Genomic DNA, 251 nt, shown 5'->3' with positions numbered 1-251 from the left:
ATCCATCTCAAATTCATATGCACAGTGCAGCGATACGTAATCCCGCGCCGGTAACCCTATCCCGGAGCAGTCGCAATCTAATAGCTCTGGGTGTTTTCTGAGGTATTTTTGGGCCAATAAAAACAACCCAAACCGGTTTATTGTGTGCTCCTCTGCCATGTTTCCATACTGCTCAAACCTTGCCCTAAGGCCTTTAACTGCCGCCCTGTAATCTTGAGTGATTTCTTTTTTGGATAAAGCCATTACCTCCT

At 45.8% G+C, this 251-nt stretch carries 1 protein-coding gene; it reads right to left on the bottom strand.

The features are described 5' to 3' along the window. Positions 1-243 (bottom strand): hypothetical protein (locus V0R37_RS22835; RefSeq protein ID WP_420376654.1); only part of this gene is annotated, 243 nt, incomplete at its 3' end. Between the last annotated feature and the right edge of the window lie 8 nt (positions 244-251).

Origin of the sequence: Pollutimonas rozaliensis (assembly GCF_048751585.1) — a bacterium.
Lineage (GTDB): Bacteria > Pseudomonadota > Gammaproteobacteria > Burkholderiales > Burkholderiaceae_B.
The sequence above is the reverse complement of the archived record's forward strand: the minus strand, read 5'-3'. Positions and strand labels throughout refer to the sequence as shown.